Consider the following 18,019-nt stretch of genomic DNA (forward strand, 5'->3'; position numbering starts at 1 on the left):
ACCTCCTTGTGCTCGGCCCGACGCGCATCGTAACGCCTGCGCGTTACGCGCCGTCGATCAACTCCATCCACGCAGCTTCCGCTGCAGCCAGCTGCTGCGCCGTCGCCTCGCGGTCGCGGCCCAGCACCGCCATCTTGTCGGTGTCGGCATAGTTCCCCGGGTTGGCCAGCTGGCGGTCGAGCTCTGCCAGCGCGGCTTCCAGTTCGCCGACGCGCTTTTCGGCGCTGGCCAGCTTGTGCGGGTTGACGGCCTTTTTCGGCGGCAGCGGCTTGGTCGGCGGTGGCGGGGTCGGTGCCACTTCGGCCATCTTCTGCTTGGTGCCCTGCGCGGCCGGGCGGCTGCGCAACCAGGCGGCGTATTCGTCCAGATCGCCATCGAACGGCTCGACCACGCCATCGGCGACGCGCCAGAAACTGTCGCAGACCAGGCCGATCAGATGGCGATCGTGCGAAACCATCACGATGGCGCCTTCGAAGTCGCTCAGCGCCTCGGCCAGCGCCTCGCGCATTTCCAGGTCCAGGTGATTGGTGGGTTCGTCGAGCAGCAGCACGTTCGGCTGCTGCCAGGCGATCAACGCCAATGCCAGGCGCGCGCGCTCGCCACCGGAGAAGCCGTCCACCACTTCGAAGGCGCGGTCGCCGGCGAAATTCCATTTACCGAGGAAATCGCGGAACGCCTGATTGGAACCGTCCGGCGACAGATCGCGGAAGTGGTCCATCGGCGACTGGCCCTCGTGCAACGATTCCACCGTGTGCTGGGCGAAATAGCCGATCCGCAGGTCCGGATGCGCACTGCGCTCGCCAGACAGCGGCGCCAGCTCGCCTACCAACGTCTTCACCAGCGTGGACTTACCCGCGCCATTGGGACCCAACAACCCGATGCGGTCGCCTGCTTCCAGGCCGAAACCGACATCGTGCAGGATGACCGTGGCAGCGTCGCCCCCATCCGCCCTTCGGGCCCCTTCCCCCGCACGCGGGGGAAGGGAGGTCGGAGCCGGATAGCCGGCCTGTAGATGATTCAGCCGGATCAGCGAAAACGGCAGCCGATTGGGCTGGGCGAACTGGATGCGGAACTCGCGCTCGGCGCGCACTGCCTCGGTGCCGGCCATCTTGGCCAGGCGCTTCATGCGGCTCTGTGCCTGGGTAGCCTTGCTGGCCTGCGCCTTGAAGCGGTCGATGAAGCTCTGCAGATGCGCGCGCTCGGCCTGTTCCTTGTCGTGGGCGATCTGCTGCTGGCGCAGGTGCTCGATGCGCTGGCGCTCGAAATCGGTATAGCCGCCGACATACAGCTTGGCGGTGCCGCCGTGCAGATGCAGCGTATGCGTGGCCACGTTGTCCAGGAACTCGCGGTCGTGCGAAATCAGCAGCAAGGTGCCCGGGTACTTGAGCAACCACTGCTCCAGCCACAGCACCGCATCCATGTCCAAATGGTTGGTCGGTTCGTCCAGCAGCAGCAGGTCGCTGGGCATCATCAGCGCGCGCGCCAGGTTCAGGCGCACCCGCCAGCCGCCGGAGAACGAGGACACCGCGCGGTGATGGGTGTCGGCCGGGAAGCCCAGGCCGTGCAGCAGCTTGCCGGCACGCGCCTCGGCGTCGTAGGCGCCGAGTTCGGCCATCTTCTGGTGCGCGTTGGCGACCGCTTCCCAGTCCTCGCGCGCGGTGGCCGCGGCCTCTTCCTGCAGGATCGCCGAGACCTCGATGTCGCCGCCGAGCACGAACGACAGCGCCGGATCGGGCAGCGACGGGGTTTCCTGCGAGACGCTGGCGGTGCGCACCTTGCCGGGTAGATCCACGTCGCCCTTGTCGGCTTCCAGCTCGCCCTTCACCGCGGCGAACAGGCTGGACTTACCGGTACCGTTGCGACCCACCACGCCAACGCGGTAGCCGGCATGCATGGTCAGGTCGACGTTGGACAACAGCAGACGCTCGCCGCGTCGCATGGAGAAGTTGCGCAGGGAAATCATTGATGGACAGTCCGATAGAACGAAAAGGAATGAGCAGATGAGCAGCATTCCTGCGACGCCATTCTAGCGTTAACGAATAATTAGCGCCTTCAGGTTGGACGACACGTGCGCTTCGCACGGCCGTGATCGCCACCCGCCCAGTCTAGCTGGCCCCGCTCGGGCTGCCGTTTTCGGAGTTGTCATGAACATCCCCCTGTCTTCGCTTGCGACCGCCGTGGTCGCTGCACTGCTTGCCTCTCCCGCCCTGGCGCAGGATGCGGCGCCTGCCACCGCCAATACCCTGGATACGGTGATCGTCACCGGCACCCGCGTGGCCGACCGCACCGTGGCCGAATCGCAGTCGCCGATCGACATCATCAGCGCCGAGTCGCTGCAGGCTACCGGCACCCCGGAACTGGCCACCGCCCTGGCCCGCGCGCTGCCGTCGCTGAACTTCCCGCGCCCGGCGCTGAGCGATGGCACCAGCGCGATCCGCCCGGCGCAGCTGCGCGGCCTGTCGCCGGACCAGGTGCTGGTGCTGGTCAACGGCAAGCGCCGCCACACCTCCTCGCTGCTCAACCTCAACGGCACCATCGGCCGTGGCGCGGCAGCGGTGGATCTGAACACCATCCCGGTGGCGGCGATCGCGCGGGTGGAAGTGCTGCGCGACGGCGCCTCGGCGCAGTACGGCTCCGACGCCATCGCCGGCGTGGTCAACATCGTGCTCAAGGGCGCGGAAAAGGGCGGCAGCCTGCAGGCCGGCTTCGGCCAGTACTCGGCCGGCGACGGCAGCAACTACGAGCTGTCCGGCGACACCGGCGTGGCCTATGGCGGCGACCGCGGCTGGCTGCATGTGGCCGCCCAGCTCAACCAGCAGGACCCGACCGACCGTGCACGCGGCTATGCCGGCGCGCCCAGCGCCTCGCAGCCGGCCGTCGGCCAGAAGGCGTTCAAGATCGGCGACCCCGACGTCAACGCGCAGGCCGCCTCGCTCAACACCGAATACCAGTTCAGCGACAGCATCACCGGCTACGCGTTCGCCACCGCCAGCAACCGCGACATCACCTCGTTCGCATTCTTCCGCGCGCCGGGCAGCAGCCAGAACCTCCTGTCGATCTACCCGCAGGGCTTTTTGCCGGAGATCCAGAGCTATGCCAAGGACCGCTCGCTGGTGGCCGGCGTGCGCGGCTCCACCGCCAGCGGCTGGGACTGGGATGCCAGCTACAACTACGGCTACAACAAGATCGATTTCCACACCCGCAACACGCTCAACGTCAGCCTGGGCCCGACCTCGCCGACCTCCTTCTACGACGGCGCGCTGGAAACCACGCAGAACATCGTCAACCTGGACGTCAAGCGCGGCTTCGACTGGGGCCTGGCATATCCGGTGACGGTGGCCTTCGGCGCCGAATACCGCAACGAGAAGTGGAACCAGTCGCCGGGCGAAGTGGGCTCCTACTTCCAGGCCGGCACGCTGGCCGGCGGCGCGCAGGGCTACGGCGGATTCGCCCCAAGCGTATCGGGCCAGTATTCGCGCAACAGCTACGCGCTGTACGCCGACCTGGAAGCCGACTTCACCGACAAGTTCTCCGCCGGCCTGGCCGGCCGTTACGAAGACTATGACGACTTCGGCAGCCAGGCTTCGGGCAAGTTGTCCGGCCGCTATGCGTTCACCGACAAGATCGCGCTGCGTGGCACGGTAGCCTCGGGCTTCCGTGCGCCGTCGCTGGCGCAGCAGTATTTCCAGTCCACCAGCACCACCTTCCTGGCCGGCAATCCAAACCCGTTCGAGATCCGCACCTTCCCGGCCGACAGCAACGTGGCGCGCGCCTTCGGTGCCGAACCGCTGGATGCGGAAACCTCGCTGTCCTACAGCCTGGGCCTGGTGCTGCAGCCGACCGATGCGCTCTACCTCACCATCGATGCCTACCAGATCGACGTGGACGACCGCATCGTACTGTCGTCCAACCTTACCGGCACCGGCGTGCGCAGCCTGCTGGAAGCACAGGGCATCTTCGGCATCAACGGCGGGCGCTACTTCACCAATGCGGTGGATACGCGCACGCGCGGCGTGGACGTGGTCGGCAGCTATCGCTGGCAGCTCGCCGCCAGCAGCGTGGACCTGACCGCCGGCTACAACTATTCGGAAACCGAAGTGCGCAGCGTGGCGGCCAACCCGGCGGCGCTGTCGGCCAACGGGCTGAGCCTGGAGCGCATCGACCGCACCGAACGCGGCCGCATCGAAGAAGGCTTCCCGCGCGACAAGTTCCTGATCAACGGCAGCTGGAATTCCGATCACTGGACGCTTGCGCTGGGCGCCACGCGCTATGGCAAGTACAGCACGCGCCCGGCGGCGGCGATCAACGACCAGACCTTCGGCGCCAAGTGGGTGGTGGATGCATCGGCCAGCTACAAGGTGGACCGTTGGACGCTGACGCTGGGCGCGGACAACCTGCTGGACGAGTACCCGGACGAAAACAACTTCGCCAACTCCACCAGTGGCCAGTTTCCGTACAGCAATCTGTCGCCGTTCGGCTTCAATGGTGCCTATGTCTATGGTCGTATCAACTACCGTTGGTAAATGCAGCCGACGCCGCTAGCTGCGGCCGACACGGGATCGCGACTGCACGCTGATGGCGTGCAGCGGTGCAGCGTCGATCTCTAATACCGGCTGACAAAACGTAGCGAACAGTTGTCAGGTGGGGGACGGCGCGGAGGAACCGGAATGTAGCGAGTGGTACATGCCGCACCGAGCACCGGCCGCGCCCGCCTGGCGGTGAACACAGTCGTTTTTGTCAGCCGCTCCAGGTTCGATCACACGCCCCGGCCGGTCCGGGGCATGTGCGTTCTTGCGACTGCACGGTTGCAACAGACGCGCAAGCAGGCGCAACCGCTAGGCGAGTGCCGCTCTCCGTGCGTGGTCCGTGCAGTACGCGCACTGCACATGTGCAACGCGCCTGCCATGAAGCGGTGGTGCGCAGGCCTGGCTGCCAGGCTTCCACTCATGCGGTGAAACGCAACGCAACGCGATGACGAGGCATACGCCCGGCTCGTGCTATGACCGGTGCTCCTGTCCTTGCCGGAGTACGCCAATGGAAGCATCGCAGCTGAGTCGGGGCCGCCTGATCGATCACCTGCATCTGGTAGTGCACGACCTGCCGGCAAGCAGACGCTTTTATCAGGCCGTGCTCGAGGTCCTTGGCATTCCCATCGGCGGCGAAGGCGATGGCTACTTCTGGGCCGACGAACTGTTCGTCTCCGACCGCGACACGGTGGCGCAAGGCGTGTTGACCGGCCGCCATCATCTGGCCTTTCAGGCGCACGACGCTGCGATGGTGCAGGCGTTTCATCGTGCCGCGCTGGCCAATGGCGGGCGCGACAATGGCGCGCCGGGGTTGCGGCCCTATCACCCGGGTTATTACGCCGCATTTGTCCTCGACCCGGATGGCAACAACATCGAGGCGGTCTTCCATGGCCCTGCGCAACGCAGTGCCGATGCGGTGCAGATCATCTATTGATGCACAAGTTTCATAACAGGTATCGATGCCCAAAATGGGGCGTCGTAATCCGTTATGCAGCGTGGGGAACTGCAATCGACGCCTCACTTTGGTGCACGATGACAACGTTGGCATGAGCATATGTTCGATGACGGTTGCATGCGCAACGTAACCAAAATTTGACATGTGGTTACGCGTGGTTAATGGTTGAGAACGCACCGCAGCTGCCGCAACGGACGCGGCCTGGGAGGGGGCCCACTGCGTGCATCCGTTCCCCACTCGGAGTTGTTACCGCATGAATTGCAAGTCCAGTCCACTCGCAGTCGCTGTTGTTGTTGCCTTGTCGTTTTCCGCTTCAACCGCAGTTGCGCAGTCCCAAGCTCCCACCCAGAAAACCCTCGACACGCTGATCGTGACCGGTACGCGCGTGGCCGACCGCACTGTGGCCGAATCGGCATCGCCGATCGACATCATCTCGCCACAGGCACTGGAATCGACCGGCACCACCGAGTTGGCTACCGCGCTGTCCCGCGCGATCCCCTCGCTCAATTTCCCCCGCCCCGCCATTTCCGACGGCTCGGACGCGGTGCGCCCTGCGCAGCTGCGCGGCCTGTCGCCCGATCAGGTGCTGGTGCTGGTCAACGGCAAGCGCTATCACAGCACCGCGCTGATCAACCTCAACGACACCCAGGGCCGCGGCTCGTCGCCGGCCGATCTCAACACCATTCCGATCGCGGCGGTGGAGCGCATCGAAGTGCTGCGCGACGGTGCATCGGCGCAATACGGCTCGGATGCGATTGCCGGCGTGATCAACATCGTGCTCAAGGGCAGCGGCGAAGGCGGCAGCGTCAATGGCCGCTACGGCAAGTACAGCGCCGGCGACGGCGAGCAGTATCAGCTGTCCGGCGATGCCGGCTTCAGCTTCGCCGGCACCGGCAAGGTGCATCTGGCTGCACAGGCCGGACACTCGGACCAGACCAACCGCGCATTGCCGTTTGGCGGCCGCGTGGAGCAGCGTTACGGCGACCCGGAGATCGACCAGGGCGCGATCTCGTTCAACGGCGAATACAGCCCCACCGATTACCTGACCTTCTACTCGTTCGGCATGGTCAGCCGCCGCGAGGTGCTGTCCAACGGCTATTTCCGCTTTGCCGGCGACAACCGCAATCGCCCGGAAATCTATCCGGACGGCTTCCTGCCGCAGATCTACAACGTCAGCAAGGACGTGTCCTGGGTCGGTGGCTTGAAGACCTCCACCGAAGGCGGCTTGAACATCGATCTGAGCTACAACTACGGCCAGAACAATCTCACCTTCGATGTGCGCAACAGCTTGAACAACAGCTTGGGCCTGGCCAGCCCCACCGACTTCCACGCCGGCACGCTGGAAGTGACCCAGAACGTGCTAAACGCCGACTTCACCAAGACGCTCGACTGGGGCCTGGCGTATCCGGTCACGCTGGCCTTCGGTGCGGAATGGCGCGGCGAGAAGTTCAACCAGTCGCCCGGCGATGCGGCGTCGTCGGCCAACGGCGGCATTCCGTCGGCCAACGGCGCATTGATCCCCGGCGCGCAGGTATTTCCGGGCTTCAAGCTCTCCGATGCCGGGTACTACAACCGCAACAGCCACTCGGCGTACGTCGACCTGGAAGCGGATCTGACCGACAAGTTCTCGGCCGGCCTGGCTGGGCGCTACGAGAAGTACAGCGACTTCGGCGACACCGCCACCGGCAAGCTGTCGTTGCGCTATGCGTTCACCGACAAGGTGGCGCTGCGTGCAACCGCCTCCACCGGCTTCCGTGCGCCCTCGCTGCAGCAGCAGAACTTCCAGTCGATCGCCACGCAGTTCCTCAATGTGGCCCAGCCCAACGGGTCGGTCACCGCGATTCCGTTCGAGATCGGCACCTTCCGTACCGACAACCCGGCCGCGATCGCGCTCGGTGCCGAACCGCTCAAGGCCGAGGAATCCAAGAACTATGGTCTGGGCGTGGTGTTGCAACCGGTCGAAAACCTGTACATCACCGTCGATGCCTACCGGATCGATATCGACGACCGCATCGTGCTGTCGGAAAACCTGACCTCGGTGGCTGCGCGCAATTATCTGCAGGCCAACGGCTTCCCGGGCATCGGCGGCGGGCGCTACTTCACCAATGCAGTGGACACCAAGACCCAGGGCGTGGATGCGGTCGGCACCTATCGCTGGGCCCTGGACGGCGGCAGCGCAGAGCTGACCTCCGGCTACAACTACAACAAGACCGAAGTGGAGCGGATCGCCGACAACCCGGCAGCGCTGGAAGCGATCGATCCGGGTGCGGTGCGCATCGGCCGCGCCGAACTCGGTCGCATCACCGAAGGCACGCCGCGCGACAAGTTCTTCCTGGGCGGCACCTGGTCGCCGGGCAACTGGTCGTTCACCGGCACCGCTACGCGCTGGGGCGAGTTCAGCACCTTCGGCACCAACGCCGGTAGCGACCAGACCTATGCGGCCAAGTGGACGCTGGATCTGGCCGCCTCCTACAAGCTGGGCGCGTGGAACTTCACCGTCGGCGGCGACAACGTGCTCAACGAATATCCGGACCGCCAGCAAGCGGGCCTGGGCACGCGCACCTACCTGCCGTACAGCAGCGCCTCGCCGTTCGGTTTCAACGGCGCGCTGGTGTATGCCAACGTGAACTACAAGTGGTAGTCGCGGGCGCCGGTCGGTAGCGATCGGCGCTCGTCCTGTAAGGCGACGCAGCACAGTGCGTTGCCGACCACTGCGTTGTGCGCCCGCACTCTCGCCAACGGGAGTGCGGGCGCTCAGCCCTTGGTTTCGCCGCTTTCGCAAGGACGCCCGGCAAGGATGCACAACGCGCTGCATGACGCGTTGCAGATCGCCGGCATTGCCGCGGCTGCCGCTTTGCAGCTGCAAAGACCCGGCATGCATGCGCGATCACCCCACGCAGTTGTTCTTCCCCCGCTTACACGCACTTCACCGCTGCGTCCTTCATCCCCTTTGAGCCTCGATTCCCATGCACACCTCCAACGCACTCTCGCTGGCGATTTCAGTCGCACTCACCGTCTGTTCCTTCGCTGCCAGTGCGCAGTCGCAACCGACCCAGCCGCAGAAAACCCTGGACACCCTGATCGTCACCGGTACGCGCGTCAGCGACCGCACCGTGGCCGAATCCGAATCGCCGATCGACATCATCACCGAGCAATCGCTGCAGGCCACCGGCGCCACCGACATCGCGACGGCGCTGGGCAAGCTGCTGCCGTCGCTGAATTTCCCACGTCCGGCCATCTCCGACGGCAATGACGCCGCACGCCCGGCCACGCTGCGCGGGCTGTCGCCGGACGCGGTGCTGGTGCTGGTCGATGGCAAGCGCTACCACACCTCTTCGCTGATCAACTACAACCCGTACGTGGGTCGCGGCTCGGCGCCGGCCGATCTGAACTCGCTGCCGATGTCGGCGATCGCGCGGATCGAAGTGCTGCGCGATGGCGCCTCGGCCCAATACGGCTCAGATGCGATCGCCGGCGTGGTCAATATCGTGCTCAAGCACGGCGCCGCTGCGGGCAGCAACAGCATCTCGGTCAACGGCGGCATCATGGACAAGGGCGATGGCGAGCAGAACGGCATCGACGGGTCGGTCGGCCTGGCCTTCGGCGGCAGCGGCGGAGACACCGCGCCGGGCTGGGTGCGGCTGTCGTGGAACTACCAGAACACCATGAGCACCAATCGCGGCGAAAACACCAACCGCGCCACCACCGTGCCCGGCACACCCAATCCGGGCGGGGTGCCGTACCAGCGCCACGGCGACCCGGCGTCCAACTTCTATCAGGGCCTGGCCGCATTCGGCTACGAGTTCTCGCCCAATGTGGAGCTGTACGGCCACCTGAGCATGAGCCGTCGCGAAGTCACCTCAAACGGCTACTACCGCGCCGCCGACAACACCGCGCGCAATGTGCAGGCGATCTATCCCAACGGCTTCCTGCCGCAGATCTACAACCCCACCAACGACCGCTCGGCCGTGTTGGGCGTCAAGGGCAGCACCGAAAGCGAGTGGAACTGGGACGTGTCGGCCACCTATGGCAAGAACGACATGACCTTCAACATCCTCAACAGCATCAACACCAATCTGTACTACAGCACCGGCAGCTCGCCGACCGACTTCAACTCCGGCGGCTTCGAGACCGAGCAGGGCACGGTCAATGTCGACATCAACAAGTCCTTCGACTGGGGCCTGGCGTATCCGGTCAATGTGGCCTTCGGCGCCGAGCACCGCCAGGACCGCTATGAGATCACCGCCGGCTCGCCGGCCTCGTACTTCTTCGATCCCAACACCATCAATCCCGACACCGGCGCGCCCTACCCCGGCGGCGCGCAGGTGTTCTCCGGCCTGGAGCCGTCGGTTGCCGGCCGGTTCGGCCGTCATAGCAACGCGGTCTACGCCAACCTGGAAGCGGACATCACCGACAAGCTCTCCGGCGGCATCGCCGGGCGCTTCGAAAACTACAGCGATGCCGGCTCCACGCGCTCGGGCAAGCTGTCGGCGCGTTACGCCTTCACCGATACGTTCGCGTTGCGCGGCACCATCTCCAACGGCTTCCGCGCCCCGTCGCTGGCGCAGCAGAACTACGCCTCGGTGGTGACGCTGATCCAGGACGGCGAGCTGGTGCAGGTCGGTACCTACCGCACCTCCGACCCGGTGGCCGTCGCCTTGGGCGCGCGCCCGCTGAGCCCGGAGAAATCCACCAACTACGGCCTGGGCGGCGTGTGGCAGCCCACTGCCAACTTCACCTCCAGCCTGGACGTCTATCAAATCCGCATCTGGGACCAGATCCTGTATTCGGACCAGTTGCAGCTGGCGCAGCCGATCGGCCAGGTGGCGGCGGTGCAGTTCTTCGTCAACGGCGCCACCAGCCGCACCCGTGGCGTTGACTGGATCAACAGCTACCTCGCCGATCTGGGCAGCTACGGCAAGCTCAACCTCAGCGCCAGCGCCAACTACAACAAGACCACCATCCTGGAGTTGTCCAACCCCAACTTCGGCCGCGCCAGCCAGGGCCTGCTCACCGATGCCACCCCGCGCACCAAGTACATGGCCGCTGCGGACTGGTCGATCGGCGGATTTGCGCTGAACTTCAATGCAACCCGCTACGGATCGATCAAGCGCATCAGCGACCCGGCCGATGGCAGCCAGGACCAGACCTACGACGCGCGCTGGCTGTTGAACCTGGCCGCCAGCCAGACATGGGACGCGTTCACCTTCACCGTGGGTGCGGACAACATCACCAACCAGTACCCGACCAAGGCGCAGCTGACCACCGCCTACGACGACCGCGCCGGCGGCCTGCAGTATTCGTCGTTGTCGCCGTTCGGCTTCAACGGCCGCTACTGGTATGGCCGGGTGACCTACCGGTTCTGATGGCCCAGGTGCGTTGACTGGTGGGCGCCTGCGCTGATCGAAGACGAGGATCAGCGCAGGCGTGGTGCAGGTAGCGTCGCTCGGCCGGCGCTGCCTGTTGCCGTGTTTGCGACGATGCGTGTCTGGGTCTTGGCCGTGTGGCGCATGCAGGGCGACATCCGTCGCATCACCAGGACGCCGGCAAGGCATCCACGCCGCGTAGATTGGCGCGGTCGTTCCAGGTGAGCGTCTCACGCTGCTCCAGGCGCAATGCCGGCAGCTGTTCCAGCAGTGCGGCAAGCGCTGCCTCCATCTCGATCAAGGCCAGCCGGTTGCCCAGGCAGTGGTGGATCCCACCGCCGAACGACAGCGCGCGGCCCTGCTGCCGGCGGATATCCAGTACCTGCGGGTCGTTGAACTGCACCGGGTCGTGATTGGCCGCACCCAGCATCAGATACACCATCTCGCCTTCGTGCAACACGCTCCCGGCGATCTCGAAATCCTGCAAGACCGTGCGCGTGGCCATCTGCACCGAGCTGTCGTAGCGCAGGCATTCGAGCACCGCATTCGGCAGCAACGCTGGGTTCCCCTGCAGCAGCGCCCACTGCTCGGGATGCCGATGCAGGGCGACCAGGGCATTGCAGATCATGTTGGAAGTGGTTTCGTGGCCGGCGAAGAACAGCAGGATCACATTGGAGACGATCTCATCGCTGCTCAGCCGGTGACCTTCGTCTTCTGCGCGGATGAAGCGGGAGATCAGATCGTCGCCGTCGCTGCTTCGACGCGCCTCGATCACGGCATGGAAATAGCGTTCCAGCTGTAGGTACGCCGCGCTGGTGGCCTCCAGCTCCTCGCGCGTCATCATCGGGTCGAACACCTTGGCCAGCGCGCTGGTCGCAGCGCCGACCGTGGTGGCATCGGCAGGGTCGATGTCCAGCATGCGGCAGATGATGCGGATGGGCAGCGGAAAGGCGAAGTCACGCAGCACATCGCAGTGCCCGTGTGCGCGAAAGGTCGCAATCAACGCCGCCGCGGTGTCGCTGGCCACCTGGCGCATGGACTCCATCTGCCGCGCACCGAATGCCTGGGTCATCAGCCCGCGCAGGCGCGTGTGCATTGGCGGATTGACCAGCAGGAACATGCGGCTCATGCCTTGAAACAGCGGCATCTCCACGGCGGCCTCGCCGTAGCGCAAACGGATGCTCTGCAGGTAGTCGCGGCCGACGCGCCGGTCGCTGAGCAGGCTGTCGACCACTGCGTAGTGGCCGCTCATCAAGCGACGTTCTGCAACCTCCACCAGCGGCCCCTCGGCGCGCAGGCGTGCGTAGGTCGGATACGGATCCTGGCGAAACTGTTCTGTTGCGAAGTCGCTGAGGCGCATGACCGGGGCTCGTGGGCGTGATCGCGGGATGCGCGATGGGGGCGTAGGGAAAAAGTGCCGACCGCTTGCATCAAGCGACGCCCGAATTGTCGGTTGTCGTCGCGCACCCGCCTTGCGCAGGCGCGAAGCCTTGTCGTCAAACGACAAGCGCTCTGCATCGGCGTAGCTGCGTCAGCGGCTGCGCAGGCCGATGACAGTGCGTCACCGCTTGCGTTCTCGCCTGCGCACCGGTACGCGCATCGCGCAGTGCGAAAAACGAGCGCAGCCATATGGCGCTTCATCGCGTGCGCTGCAGCGGGAAACCGCAAATGGCGTACACACGCAGACCGTCGCCAGCGCCGGTCACTCGGGAACATGCCGCACGGCATGGCCATGCGGCGGTGCGCCTCTCCAATGCCATTTCGCCCTGCAGCGCCGTCGCAGTGTGCCGTCGATGGCAGCCACTTGGGCTGCCATGCCGCGGGATGTCGCAACCGTCCAAGTCTGTCGGTCGGCATTGCTGACGCATCGCGGCGACCTGCGCGCAACCGCTTACGGCTTGCCCAACATGCCTGCATGCGCTGCGTGTCGCATCGCGTTAATCATGCGCTGTGTACTATGGGCGTCCGGCCAACCGGACCGCCTTGCGGCCCTGTTCCCCCGCGCCGGATTCCAGCACTTCATTCGCGATGCCCGCAGGCGCTGCCCGGCGCAGTTCGCTTGGCTGGTCACGCCGTTTCATCACCTCGGACACTCACACAACGGATTGGAATGCACCACGACACCAGCCTCATCGACATCATCGCCGTCGGCCTCGCGGTCGCCTTCATCCTTGGCACGCTCGCGCAGAAGGTGAAGCTCTCGCCGCTGGTCGGCTACTTGTTGGCTGGCGTGTGCGTTGGGCCGTTTACACCGGGATTCGTGGCCGATCAGACCATGGCCAATCAGCTGTCCGAGCTGGGTGTGATGTTGCTGATGTTCGGGGTGGGCCTGCACTTCTCGCTCGAAGACCTGATGGAAGTGAAGTGGATCGCGGTGCCCGGTGCGCTGGCGCAGATCGTGGTGGCGACGCTGCTCGGCTGGGCATTGGCCTGGAGCATGGGCTGGCCGTTGATTCATGGCCTGGTGTTCGGGCTGGCACTGTCGGTGGCCAGTACCGTGGTGCTGTTGCGCGCCCTGGAAGAACGTCGCTTGCTGGACACCCAGCGCGGCCGTATCGCAGTGGGCTGGCTGATCGTCGAAGACCTGGTGATGGTGTTGGCCCTGGTGTTGCTGCCGGCGCTGGCGGATGCGCTCGGTACCGGTACGCCAACCGCGCATGCAGGCGAGTCCAGCTCGTTACTGGCAGCGCTCGGGCTGACCTTGCTGAAGATGGTGGCGTTTGTCGCCGCGATGCTGGTGATCGGCCGGCGGGTGATCCCGTGGTCGCTGGAAAAAGTGGCCGCCACCGGCTCGCGCGAGTTGTTCACCCTGGCCGTGCTCGGCATCGCACTCGGTGTGGCCTTCGTGTCGGCCACCCTGTTCGGCGTGTCGTTTGCACTGGGCGCGTTCTTTGCCGGCATGCTGCTCAAGGAATCGGAACTCAGCCACAAGGCCGCCAGCGACTCGCTGCCATTGCGCGATGCGTTTGCGGTGCTGTTCTTCGTGTCGGTGGGCATGTTGTTCGACCCGATGATCCTGATCGCGCATCCGTGGCAGGTGCTGGCCACCTTCCTGACCATCACCTTGGGCAAGTCGCTGGCGGCGTTTGTGATCGTGCGCGCATTCGGCCACCCCACCGGGACGGCGCTGACCATTTCCACCAGCCTGGCGCAGATTGGTGAATTTTCTTTCATCCTGGCCGGGCTGGGCGTCCAGTTGGCGATCCTGCCGGAGACCGGGCGCGATCTGATCCTGGCCGGCGCGTTGCTGTCGATCGTGGCCAACCCGTTCCTGTTCTCGTGGCTGGACCGTTGGCAGGCCAGGCAGGCGCAGGACGCACCGGCCGCCGTGGAGCCGGAACTGCCGCCTGGCCCGCCATTGCCGGCGGATGGGCATGCCATCGTCATCGGCTACGGCCGCGTGGGCAGCGCGCTGGCGCAGCTGCTGCGCAGCCGCGGCGTCCCGGTGCTGGTGATCGACGATAACGGCGACCACGTGGCCAAGGCGCATGCGGCCGGCATCCCGGGCATCCGTGGCAGTGCGGCGGCAGACCGGGTGCTGGCCGAGGCACGGCCCGAGCACGCCAAGATCGCGATCCTGGCGATCCCGCAACCGCTGGAGGCCGGCGAAGCGCTGGCCAAGCTACGCGCGATCAATCCGTCGCTGACCCTGCTGGCGCGCGCGCATAGCGATACCGAGGTCAAACATCTGCTCGAACACGGCGCCGACGGCGCGGTACTGGCCGAGCGCGAACTGGCCTACTCGCTGGCCGAAATGGTGATGTCCACGCCGCCGTACCGTGCGTTGAACGTGCCGGCGTCGTAACCGCAAGGCGGGGTGACGCAGCGCTGCACGACACGAAAACCCGCCGGCAGCGCCTGCGGGTTTTTTGTTGCCCGCAGGTGGTGCAGAGGGCAGCGGCTCGCAGCCGTGCAGTGATCAAACTGCGACCAGGGCACGGAAAACTGCCCACTAAACCCACTTGATAATCATTCCCATCCGGAGCAGGATGAGCGCCCGTTTCCTTGGCGGCCTCATCCATGGCGTTTGCGGTTGGCGTTCTCAATGCGTTGCCCAGCGTGCAGTTGTGCGAACTGCTGGGCCGCATCGGCTACGGCTTTGTGGTGCTCGATCTGGAACACGCGCTGCGCGCGCCGGACGAACTGGAACACGCCATCCGCGCCTGCGAGCTGTCCGGCTGCGAGGCCTGGGTGCGGGTGCCGGAGGTGGACGAAAAACTGATCGGCCGGGTGCTGGATGCCGGCGCGCGCGGCATCGTGGTGCCGCGTGCCGAATCGGCGCAGCAGATCGCGCGTGCCGTCGCCGCCGCGCGCTTCCCACCGCTTGGTCGGCGCGGGATCACCGGTGGCCGCGTCACCGGCTTCGGCAACCTCGATCTGCCCAGCTACATCGCCCAGGCCAATCGCGATATCCGCATCGTGCCAATGATCGAAAGCGCTGCCGGCGTCGCTGCGCTACCCGAGATTCTCGCTGAACCGGGCGTGGCCCTGGTGATGGAAGGCGCGCTGGACCTGGCGCTGGATCTGGGCCTGGGCCCGCAGCCCACCCATGCGCAGGTGTGGGAGTCGCTGCTGCAACTGCACGCGCACTGCCGCGCCGCCGATGTGCCGTTCTGCCCCAATCCACGCACCGATGCGCAACGCGCGTACTGGCTGCAACAACCGGATCTGCGCTGGCTGCTCGCCGGCGAAGACCGCGCCCTGATTCAACGCGCGCTGCGCGGCCATCTGGCCAGCTTCGACGCGCCCGCCCCCCTACCCGCCTGCAGGAGCACGCCGTAGATGTCGCCGATCCGTTTGCACACCCTGACCCTCGCCATTGCTGCGGCCTGTTGCGGCCTGTCGCAGGTGGCGCTTGCCAGCGATCCTCCGGCTGACACTGAGACCACTGTCGCCGAGGGCGATACACCGATCCGTGCGCTGGATGCGATCCAGGTGCAGGGCAGCCTGCTCGGGCGTTCCAAACCCGACGATGTGCAGCGTTATGCCGGTAGCCGCCAGGTGATCGATCGCGAGCAGCTGCGCACTGGCGGCAACCGCTCGCTCGACGATGCGCTGCAACGTGTGCCCGGTATCAAGATCTTCGACGAAACCGGCACCGGCGCGTTGCCGCAGCTCATGTTGCGCGGCCTGTACGAAAGCCGCAGCGGCCGCGTACAGGTGCTGGAGGACGGCATCCCGCTGGCGCTGGCCCCCTATGGGCAGACCAGTCTGTCGCTATTCCCGGTAGGGCTGAACCAGATCGATCGCATCGACATCGTGCGCGGCGGCGCGGCCGTGCAATACGGGCCGAACAACGTGGGCGGGGTGATCAATCTGGTCAGCAAGGAGATTCCCAGCGACTGGAGCACTACGCTGGCGCACAAGGTCACCGCCGGCGGCCAGGGCCAGTTCCTGCAGGACAGCGCGCTGAGCAGCGGTGGCTATCTCACCGACAACTTCGGCATGCAGGTCGATGCCAATCGCACCTGGGGCGAGTACTGGCGCGCGCACAGCGATACCGACATCAGCAATCTGCGCATGCGTGCGGAGTGGTGGCTGGACGACACCAAGCTGCTCAAGGCCAGCGTGCAGCGGTATCTGGTGGACATGGATCTGGCCGGCGCGCTCAGCCCGGACGATTACCGTCGCGACCCGCGTCAGTCCACGCGCCCGCTGGATACCTTCAACGGCCGTACCACGCGTGCATCGTTGAGCTATGAGCAGTTGTTTGGAGACTGGGGCCCGCTGAAGGATGTTCGGTTGTCCTGGACCAATTTCAGCGCGCGCAGCAGCCGCAACTTCATCGTCGGCATGCGCCAGGCCTCCACCGAAACCTGGCGTTCGGATCTGCCGCCGCAACTGCGCCAGACCGCACCGCGCGACTTCCGTGTGGTAGGCAGCGAGCCACGCCTGACCTGGAGCATGGGCGATGCCGGCGGGGTGCGTCAGCAGTGGACCGCCGGCGTGCGCGCGGTGCGCGAGGACATCGATTTTCTGGTGGGCAATCTGCGCCTGCGCGATGGCTTGTTCACCAGCGTGCGCGATTGGCAGTTCGAAGACCGCGCACTGGCCGCCTACGTCAGCAATGCGATCACCTTGCCGGACGAGCGCATCACCATCACCCCCGGGTTGCGCTACGAGCGCCTGGATTCGCGCTATTTCAACCGTACCACCGGAATGAGCACGCTCAACCAGACGCGCGATGTGCTGCCCGGCCTGACGGTCGGCTTCCAGGCCAACGCGCAATGGTTCTTCTATGCGGACGGGCAGCGCTCGATGCGCGCGCCGCAGGTCACCCAGATCATCTTCGGCAACAATCTGGATGCCGAGCTGGCGTGGAATTACGAAGCCGGCACGCGCTACCAACCCAACGACCGTACCCGCATCCAGGTCGGTGGCTACCTGATCGACTTCGATCAGCAGATCCAGCTGGACAACACCACCCGCGTGTTCCGCAATCTGGGCAAGACCCGTCATCAAGGTGGCGAGGTGGAGCTGCAATGGAGCCCGGAACAGCTGCGTGCGCTGACCCTCAACGCGGGCTACGCGTATCTGGATGCCAGCCAGGAATCAGGCGCGTTCCGCGGCTTCCGCGTACCGTACACCTCGCGCAATCAGATCACCCTGGGCGGCAACTACGCGCTCGGTCATACCACTATCGCGCTCTCCGGCTACTACTTCAGCAAGGCCTTCAGCGATGCGGCCAACACCGTGCAGGAGAACGCCATCGCCTCGGTGGGCCAGTTGCCGGCCTACATGGTCTGGAACACCCAGGTGAGTCATACCTTGTTCGAACGCGATGGACAAAAATTCAGCGCATCGCTGGCGATCAACAATCTGTTCGACCGGCAGTACTGGTTCCGCGGCGTGGACACCAGCCCGTGGGGCCGCCAGGCCGCACCCGGACGGACCTTCACTGCAGGCCTGGAGTACACGTTCTAAGCGCGTTTCGCGTTTGGCGGTAGCAACCAGCAATGCAACCAGTGCAATCGGGATTGCTCGCCACCACCACGCGCACCCGATCAAGGCTTGCACCGTTTTCCCAGCGTCATGCTGCACGGAGCAGCAGCGCCACACGACCGATGGACAGGGGCATCGGTCGCCCACGGCGGCAACGGCGCTCACGCCGTTGCCGGCGCCGGAACCACTGCGTGCATGAGGCACGCATCAGCGCCGCAGCACGCGGCATT

The 18,019-nt window shown here is 65.6% G+C and carries 9 protein-coding genes and 1 other RNA gene; 7 read left to right on the forward strand and 3 right to left on the reverse strand.

Annotation, left to right across the window (positions count from 1 at the left end; genetic code table 11):
* Positions 1-43: 43 nt before the first annotated feature.
* Complete coding sequence (locus VZ068_RS15740; RefSeq protein WP_259152282.1) at positions 44-1,963, reverse strand: ABC-F family ATP-binding cassette domain-containing protein; 1,920 nt, start codon at positions 1,961-1,963, stop codon at positions 44-46.
* Between the two features lie 181 nt (positions 1,964-2,144).
* On the opposite strand from VZ068_RS15740, the gene VZ068_RS15745 reads away from it, so the two are divergent.
* Positions 2,145-4,523, forward strand: coding sequence for a TonB-dependent receptor (locus tag VZ068_RS15745; protein ID WP_349655816.1), 2,379 nt, complete (start codon positions 2,145-2,147; stop codon positions 4,521-4,523).
* A gap of 88 nt (positions 4,524-4,611) precedes the next feature.
* Here the strand turns inward: VZ068_RS15745 and VZ068_RS15750 are convergent.
* Positions 4,612-4,685, reverse strand: a non-coding RNA gene (locus VZ068_RS15750) — sX9 sRNA.
* Between the two features lie 349 nt (positions 4,686-5,034).
* Here VZ068_RS15750 and VZ068_RS15755 point away from each other — a divergent pair.
* The 3 genes from VZ068_RS15755 (at position 5,035) to VZ068_RS15765 (ending at position 10,847) form a co-directional block, all read left to right on the forward strand.
* Complete coding sequence (locus tag VZ068_RS15755) at positions 5,035-5,460, forward strand: VOC family protein (protein WP_259152284.1); 426 nt, start codon at positions 5,035-5,037, stop codon at positions 5,458-5,460.
* 274 nt (positions 5,461-5,734) lie between these two features.
* On the forward strand, positions 5,735-8,122 hold the full coding sequence (locus tag VZ068_RS15760) for a TonB-dependent receptor (protein ID WP_349655817.1): 2,388 nt from the start codon (positions 5,735-5,737) through the stop codon (positions 8,120-8,122).
* Between the two features lie 325 nt (positions 8,123-8,447).
* Positions 8,448-10,847: a TonB-dependent receptor gene (locus VZ068_RS15765; RefSeq protein WP_349655818.1), complete on the forward strand. Its 2,400-nt coding sequence runs from the start codon at positions 8,448-8,450 to the stop codon at positions 10,845-10,847.
* Positions 10,848-11,013: 166 nt separating this feature from the next.
* Here VZ068_RS15765 and VZ068_RS15770 read toward each other — a convergent pair whose 3' ends face one another.
* Entirely contained in the window at positions 11,014-12,207 is a 1,194-nt protein-coding gene (locus tag VZ068_RS15770) for a cytochrome P450 (RefSeq protein WP_349655819.1), read from the reverse strand.
* 750 nt (positions 12,208-12,957) lie between these two features.
* On the opposite strand from VZ068_RS15770, the gene ybaL reads away from it, so the two are divergent.
* The 3 genes from ybaL to VZ068_RS15785 all read left to right on the forward strand — a co-directional run bounded on the left by ybaL (position 12,958) and on the right by VZ068_RS15785 (position 17,771).
* The gene (ybaL, locus tag VZ068_RS15775; RefSeq protein ID WP_259152293.1) at positions 12,958-14,652 is read left to right on the forward strand and encodes a YbaL family putative K(+) efflux transporter; all 1,695 of its coding nucleotides are present in this window, start codon (positions 12,958-12,960) and stop codon (positions 14,650-14,652) included.
* Between the two features lie 215 nt (positions 14,653-14,867).
* Positions 14,868-15,629, forward strand: coding sequence for an aldolase/citrate lyase family protein (locus VZ068_RS15780; protein ID WP_349655820.1), 762 nt, complete (start codon positions 14,868-14,870; stop codon positions 15,627-15,629).
* Positions 15,630-17,771 (forward strand): TonB-dependent siderophore receptor, encoded by a 2,142-nt coding sequence (locus VZ068_RS15785; RefSeq protein ID WP_349655821.1) that lies wholly within the window; start codon positions 15,630-15,632, stop codon positions 17,769-17,771.
* The last annotated feature ends 248 nt before the right edge of the window (positions 17,772-18,019 follow it).

Origin of the sequence: Xanthomonas sp. 10-10 (assembly GCF_040182365.1) — a bacterium.
Classification (GTDB): domain Bacteria; phylum Pseudomonadota; class Gammaproteobacteria; order Xanthomonadales; family Xanthomonadaceae; genus Xanthomonas; species Xanthomonas arboricola_F.